Source organism: Streptomyces turgidiscabies Car8, from assembly GCF_000331005.1.
GTDB classification, from domain to species: domain Bacteria; phylum Actinomycetota; class Actinomycetes; order Streptomycetales; family Streptomycetaceae; genus Streptomyces; species Streptomyces turgidiscabies.
This window is the reverse complement of record NZ_AEJB01000379.1, coordinates 1-5,536: the sequence shown is the minus strand read 5'-3', so window position 1 is coordinate 5,536 and position 5,536 is coordinate 1. Positions and strand designations below refer to the sequence as shown.

Sequence of the window (5,536 nt, the reverse complement as noted above, 5' to 3'; positions counted from 1 at the left end):
CGTCCTGACGATGCTGTACGACGGTGACGCCGTCCGGGACGTCATGCGTGAGGCCGCGCCCGCGCTCCGTCCGGGGGCCGTGTGGATGCAGTCGACGACCGCCGGGGTGGACGCCATCGGTGAACTCGGCGCGATGGCGAGTCAGTGGGGGCTAGCCTTCTTCGACGCGCCCGTGCTGGGGACCCGGCAGCCGGCCGAGGCCGGGCAGCTGCTCGTGCTGGCCGCCGGGCCGACGGAGCACCGGGCGGCCCTCGGGCCCGTCCTCGACGCGGTCGGCGCCCGTACGGTGTGGACCGGCGAGGAGGGCGGGGCGGGCAGCGCGACGCGGCTCAAGCTCGTCGCCAACAGCTGGGTGCTCGCCGCCACCAGCGCGACCGGCGAGGTGCTGGCCCTCGCCCAGGCCCTCGGGGTCGACCCGCAGAGCTTCTTCGACGTCATCGCGGGCGGCCCGCTCGACATGGGCTACCTGCGAGCCAAGGCCGGCCTGATCCTGGACGACAAGCTGACTCCGGCGAGTTTCGCGGTGTCGACGGCCGCGAAGGACGCCCGGCTGATCGTCGAGGCGGGCGAGCGGGGCGGCGTACGGCTGGACGTGGCCGCCGCGAGCGCCGAACGGTTCCGGCGTGCCGTCGAACAGGGGCACGGGGACGAGGACATGGCGGCCGCGTACTTCGCCTCCTTCGACGAGAAGTCCGTCGAGGAGAAGTAGGCGGGCCTTCGGTCGGCTCCGAGCCGGTCCGGCTTCAGCCGACCCGTACCTTGCGGCTGCCGCACGCGCCGCACACGGCGTCGGTCAGGGGGGAGTGCATGGCGCGGCCGTCCTCGTCGACGTACTCCAGGGGGTTGAGGCAGCCCGCCGGGTCGAAGAGGGAGACGAGGTCGAACGTGCGGTTCCAGGCCGCGCCGCACTCGAGACAGGCGAAGGCGAAGGTCTCGGTGAGGGGGTCGGAACCGGGCGGGACGGGATTCTCGTTCGGGCCGGGCATACGGCTGCTCCCTGGGTGGCGGGCGAGGGTCCAAGGCCAGCAACTCCGGCCCGGGGCCGCCACCGGCGAGGGCCGTCCGGGTGACGGGACGCGGCTCGTGCTGCGTTTGCCAGTCATCACGGGCGGCAGGAAACTGTTGATGTCTCGCTTTTCTCCTTGGTTCTCCGCGATGGTTTTGATTTCTGTGACGGCCTTGTGTCCGGCCCGGTTTCTTCGGTAATCACCCGACCCAGTTCACCGGCGTTCCCATCGCACAGGAGGTCTTCCATGAGCAGGACCCGCCACGTCAACTGCATCATTCCCCCGCACCTTCTCGACAAGCTCCTGGGGAGCGACGACCACGGGGTACGCCAGGCCGCCCTGGACACCCTGCTGACCACCGCTCGGCTGCGCGGTGAGCGAGGGGTCCGGGCCTCCTTCGTCGGCGCCGCCTCGGCGGGCAACGGCCGGCGGACCGTGTTCGACTGCCAGCAGGGCAGGTCCCTTCCCTTCGCCACACTGGCCCAGTCGGAGGACGGAGCGGCGTCGGCGGACGTGTCCGTCACCCGGGCGTTCGACGGTCTCGGCATCACGCGCGATTTCTACAGCAGCGTGTTGCAGCGGAATTCCCTCGACGACCGGGGAATGCGCCTGGACGCCTATGTCCACTTCGACGTGAAGTACAACAACGCGTTCTGGGACGGACGTCAGATGGTGTTCGGTGACGGCGACGGGAGTACGTTCACCGACTTCACCGGGTCCCTCGACGTGATCGGCCACGAACTGACCCACGCGGTCACCGAGTTCACCGCGGGACTGGCCTACCACAACCAGTCCGGGGCGCTGAACGAGTCGATGTCGGACGTCTTCGGGTCGCTGGTCAAACAGTGGTCGATGAAGCAGTCGGCCGAGACGGCTGACTGGCTGATCGGGACCGAGGTCTTCACCCCCGGGATCGACGCCGACGCCCTGCGGTCGATGAAGGCTCCGGGCCACGCGTACGACAACGAGCTGTTCGGCAAGGACCCCCAGCCGGACCACATGCGCGACTTCGTCCACCTGCCGGACACCGAGCGAGGGGACCTCGGCGGGGTGCACATCAACTCCGGTATCCCGAACAAGGCGTTCTACCTGACGGCGACGAACATCGGCGGGTTCGCCTGGGAGGCTCCGGGGCTCATCTGGTACGAGTCGCTCAAGGCGTCCAGCGTCGACACGCAGTTCCAGGACTTCGCGGACACCACGTACCAGAAGGCCGAGGAACTGTACGGGGCCGACAGCGCCGAACAGTCGGGCGTGCTGGCGGCGTGGCAGGAGGTCGGCATCCAGATCACCGGGGTCCCGGCCGGGGTCGCCCGGTCGCGGAGCCGCTCGGCCGGCCGGGACGGTGCGAGCAGCCAGAACGGCGGCGTCGGGCGCGAGGACGGCCTGGCAGCCCTGAGCCGGCAGGTCGAGGCACTGTCCGCCCAGGTGACGGGGTTGTCATCGGCCGTGACCGCGCTGCAACGGGAACGAGTGACCCACGGATGAGGGTGACTCTGGCGAAGCACGGCGGGCAGGCGGCCGCGATGCGACTCGGCCTCCCGCCGAAGGAGTTGGACACCGACGCACTCCCCGGGAACGCCGCCGCGGAACTGACCGCGCTGGTCGCGGCGGCGGTCCCGTACCCCGCCGAGGAGGACCGGCCCGGCGGGGCGAGGGACGCGATGAGCTACACGATCACGGTGGACGACGACGGCCGCTCCACCGTCCTCGTCCAGTCGGACACCACCATGTCCCCGGCGTTCGCGGCCCTGCTCAGGTGGCTCGAGAACCACTTCGCCGCCTGACCGGGCGGGCCGTCGGCCGCGTGATCACATCAGGGGCGTGGCTGGGGAAGGAGCTTCTCGCCCTTCGCCAGCATCTCCACGTACGTCTGGATCCGGCGGGCGCGGGTCTCGGCCTTCTTGGCGTCCTGGATGCGGTACAGGATCGCGTAGCGGTTCTGCCGGTCCAGCGTCTCGAAGGACGCCGCCGCGGCCGGGTCGGCCTGCAGGGCCGCCGCGAGGTCGTCGGGCACCGTGGCGGTCCTCGCGCTGTCGTACGCCGCTTCCCAACGGCCGTCCGCCTTGGCCCGGTCGATCTCCGCCAGCCCCTGGGGACGCATCCGGCCCTGTTCGATCAGGACGGCCACCTTGCCGCAGTTGACCTTGGACCACCTGCTGCGCGGCCGGCGCGGAGTGAACCGCTGGAGCCACCACCCGTCGTCGACCGCGGCCTTCTGGCCGTCGATCCAGCCGTAGCAGAGCGCCACGTCCAGGGCCTGGGCGTAGGTCAGCGCGACGATTCCGGGACCCTTCTTGCGCAGCTTCAGCCAGATGCCGGGCGAGGCCGTGTGGTTCTCACCGAGCCATGCCTCGAAGGCCTCGGCGGATTCGAACACGACTGTTTCCAGGTCCTGAGTCACCCCGGCAGCGAATCACATCCGGACGACGTCATGGGCACGGTTTCGCCGGAACGGAAGCCCGTCCCGGCGACAGTCGACGGGACGGGCCATCCGGCCGCCGGGCTAGCGTGCCCGGGTCACTGAACCGTGCTCGCCGTACTTCCCGTTGCCGCCACGTCCCCTGCCGTGAGCGGCGCCGGCAGCGGGGCCGGGGGCAGTTCCAGCGGGGGGAGCGCGACCGGGGGCAGTTCCACCGGGAGGGGTGGCAGGCCGCCCAGGAGGCCTCCGAGGAGGTTGCCGAGGGTGTCGAGGAGGCCGCTCACCAGGCCCGTGACCGTGCCGAGCAGGCCACCGACCAGGCCGGTCACCGTGTCGAGGAGGCCGCTGAGCGTTGCCTGGAGCTGGTCCAGGAGGTCCGAGATCGGGTCGGCCATGGCTGCCGCGACCCTGTTCGACTTGCCGGTGCGGTCCGCGAGGCGCTGCTTGAGCGACACCTTCGCCGTCTCGACCGCCTCGGCGAACCCGGCCGCCTGGGTCGCGGTGAGGCGACCGGTGCCCGTCTGCACGGTGAGGTCGGTCAGGACGTTCAGCACCGGGGCGAGTACGTCGCTCCGGTCGGCGCGGTCCAGGGCGCCGAGCCGCTTGAGCATCCGGTCCGCGTACGGGGAGGCCGTGGACGATGCCACGGACGCGAAGGACCACGACGTGCGGGCGCCGATGGAGGCGTAGGCGTCCCGGCTCGCGTCGCTGACGGCGGCGGCCGTGCCGACCGGTCCGAATATCAGTGCGGCGCAGACGACGGACGACGGGAGGAGGAGCCCGCGGGAGCGGTGGCCGAGGCCGGAACGGGATACGAGGGCGCGCATGCGCAGTCCTTTCGAGAGCTGCTCTCTTTGGGCCCAGGGTGTGAACACCCGCGACCGCCCGCAACCGCTCGCCGACCGTAAGTAACCGCCAGGGTGTCCCCTGACGCGCTCCTGACCTGCGCATTTCGACGTTCCGGCCCCTGCTGCCCCGCCTGGCGCCATTCGGCTGTCAGGGGAGGAGTTCAGACCTGCTGCTGCCGGTGTGCCCCGTGCGCCTGCCGGCCCTGCTGCTGTCCGCGGCTCTTGAGGAGGCTGGCGCCCGCGCCGAGCGAGACGACCCCCATGCCTACGGCGGTCATGACGCCCTGGGTACCGTCCACGACGAAGGGCGCGACAGCCGCGACGACGAGGTTGAACAGGAACAGGAACCAGAGGACCGGCTTGGAGGCGAGCAGGGACTTCATGGAGATGTCCTTCCAGGTGGGCCCGGAAAGGGCCAGGTGGGAGAGGCTGGAGAAGGTGATCGGGGAGGCGTCTGCCTCCGAGACCAACGATGCCGGGAACGCCTCCCGGCCACGAGGGAGCGCTCTCCCGAACCCGTGGTGTAGCCCGCTACACCTTTTCCCAGGGCCCCTGGACCGGGCCCCTACCGCTTCAGCGCCCGGTACCGCTTGAGGAGCGCGGTGAGCCGGTCCTGATCGGCTGTCCCGTTCAGCTCGGTGAGCAGGTCGTCGGGGCACAGCTCGTACAGGTCGCCCCACCAGCGGCGGCCCCGGTTGTCCCAGATGCGGTAGCCGCCGGGGACGCCTCGGGCGACGTAACGTCTTCTGCTCACAGCTGTTCACGCCACCAGGGCTCGTCGGGGTGGTCCGCGCGGAGGATTCTGGCGCGGTCAAGGATCGTGCGGTCCAACGACCGTACGAGCAGGCGCAGTTCGCGTGCGCTCTTCCGGGGCAGGGCGTGGAGCACCTTTTCGAGGTGATCCCGGAAGTACCCCGGGCAGCACCCGCAGCCGGGGAGCCCGCACGACTGCGCCGGGAAGGGCTCCGCGAACCTGCGCGCCGGCCCGTACGCGAGAACCCGCCACTGCGAGAGGGCCTCCGCCGTCGACTCCGGCCAGTGGCGGCTCAGTTCGAGCCGGTGGATGTCGGCGGCGCAGGATCCGGAGATCCGGTCGATGGAGGCGCGGCGCTGCCGGTGCTGTCTCCGTACGGAGACCTCGCCCCGCAGGGCGGACGGGCGCCTACGCGGCACTGCCCTTTCGGCTGTCGGTCATGAGGGCAACGTACAGCGTGAGGTGGCGACTCACCACGAATTAACGGGAGGCGTGGAACGTGCGG

Annotated in this window: 9 protein-coding genes; 3 read left to right on the top strand and 6 right to left on the bottom strand. The window is 70.7% G+C overall.

Features of this window, described 5'->3' with window-relative positions:
- On the top strand, nucleotides 1–709 hold a 709-nt coding region (locus STRTUCAR8_RS28165; protein WP_006379482.1), incomplete at its 5' end, for an NAD(P)-dependent oxidoreductase.
- Nucleotides 710–743: 34 nt separating this feature from the next.
- On the opposite strand, the gene STRTUCAR8_RS28160 is transcribed toward STRTUCAR8_RS28165, so the two are convergent.
- A complete protein-coding gene (locus STRTUCAR8_RS28160) occupies nucleotides 744–986 on the bottom strand; it encodes a hypothetical protein (protein ID WP_006379486.1) in 243 nt (80 codons plus the stop codon).
- A gap of 267 nt (nucleotides 987–1,253) precedes the next feature.
- On the opposite strand from STRTUCAR8_RS28160, the gene STRTUCAR8_RS28155 reads away from it, so the two are divergent.
- Both STRTUCAR8_RS28155 and STRTUCAR8_RS28150 read left to right on the top strand, forming a co-directional pair.
- Nucleotides 1,254–2,495 (top strand): M4 family metallopeptidase, encoded by a 1,242-nt coding sequence (locus tag STRTUCAR8_RS28155; protein ID WP_006379487.1) that lies wholly within the window; start codon nucleotides 1,254–1,256, stop codon nucleotides 2,493–2,495.
- Nucleotides 2,492–2,794: a protealysin inhibitor emfourin gene (locus tag STRTUCAR8_RS28150; protein WP_044473023.1), complete on the top strand. Its 303-nt coding sequence runs from the start codon at nucleotides 2,492–2,494 to the stop codon at nucleotides 2,792–2,794. Before STRTUCAR8_RS28155 ends, STRTUCAR8_RS28150 begins: the two co-directional genes overlap by 4 nt.
- 29 nt (nucleotides 2,795–2,823) lie before the next feature.
- Here the strand turns inward: STRTUCAR8_RS28150 and STRTUCAR8_RS28145 are convergent, their stop codons facing one another.
- The 5 genes from STRTUCAR8_RS28145 to STRTUCAR8_RS48465 all read right to left on the bottom strand — a co-directional run bounded on the left by STRTUCAR8_RS28145 (nucleotide 2,824) and on the right by STRTUCAR8_RS48465 (nucleotide 5,450).
- Nucleotides 2,824–3,387: a YdeI/OmpD-associated family protein gene (locus tag STRTUCAR8_RS28145; RefSeq protein WP_407705428.1), complete on the bottom strand. Its 564-nt coding sequence runs from the start codon at nucleotides 3,385–3,387 to the stop codon at nucleotides 2,824–2,826.
- Nucleotides 3,388–3,527: 140 nt separating this feature from the next.
- Entirely contained in the window at nucleotides 3,528–4,256 is a 729-nt protein-coding gene (locus tag STRTUCAR8_RS28140; RefSeq protein WP_006379483.1) for a hypothetical protein, read from the bottom strand.
- A 182-nt stretch (nucleotides 4,257–4,438) separates the two neighbouring features.
- Nucleotides 4,439–4,747 (bottom strand): hypothetical protein, encoded by a 309-nt coding sequence (locus tag STRTUCAR8_RS28135; protein WP_234372487.1) that lies wholly within the window; start codon nucleotides 4,745–4,747, stop codon nucleotides 4,439–4,441.
- 95 nt (nucleotides 4,748–4,842) lie between these two features.
- Entirely contained in the window at nucleotides 4,843–5,031 is a 189-nt protein-coding gene (locus tag STRTUCAR8_RS28130; RefSeq protein ID WP_006379481.1) for a hypothetical protein, read from the bottom strand.
- Nucleotides 5,028–5,450, bottom strand: a complete 423-nt coding sequence (locus STRTUCAR8_RS48465) for a hypothetical protein (RefSeq protein WP_048818839.1) — start codon at nucleotides 5,448–5,450, stop codon at nucleotides 5,028–5,030. Before STRTUCAR8_RS48465 ends, STRTUCAR8_RS28130 begins: the two co-directional genes overlap by 4 nt.
- Between the last annotated feature and the right edge of the window lie 86 nt (nucleotides 5,451–5,536).

What these genes read in the sequence shown, in the direction of transcription:
- STRTUCAR8_RS28150 (WP_044473023.1), top strand. Translation starts at nt 2,492, where the DNA reads ATGAGGGTGACTCTGGCGAAGCACGGCGGGCAGGCGGCCGCGATGCGA.
- STRTUCAR8_RS28155 (WP_006379487.1), top strand. Translation starts at nt 1,254, where the DNA reads ATGAGCAGGACCCGCCACGTCAACTGCATCATTCCCCCGCACCTTCTC.
- STRTUCAR8_RS28140 (WP_006379483.1), bottom strand. Translation starts at nt 4,256, where the DNA reads ATGCGCGCCCTCGTATCCCGTTCCGGCCTCGGCCACCGCTCCCGCGGG.
- STRTUCAR8_RS28160 (WP_006379486.1), bottom strand. Translation starts at nt 986, where the DNA reads ATGCCCGGCCCGAACGAGAATCCCGTCCCGCCCGGTTCCGACCCCCTC.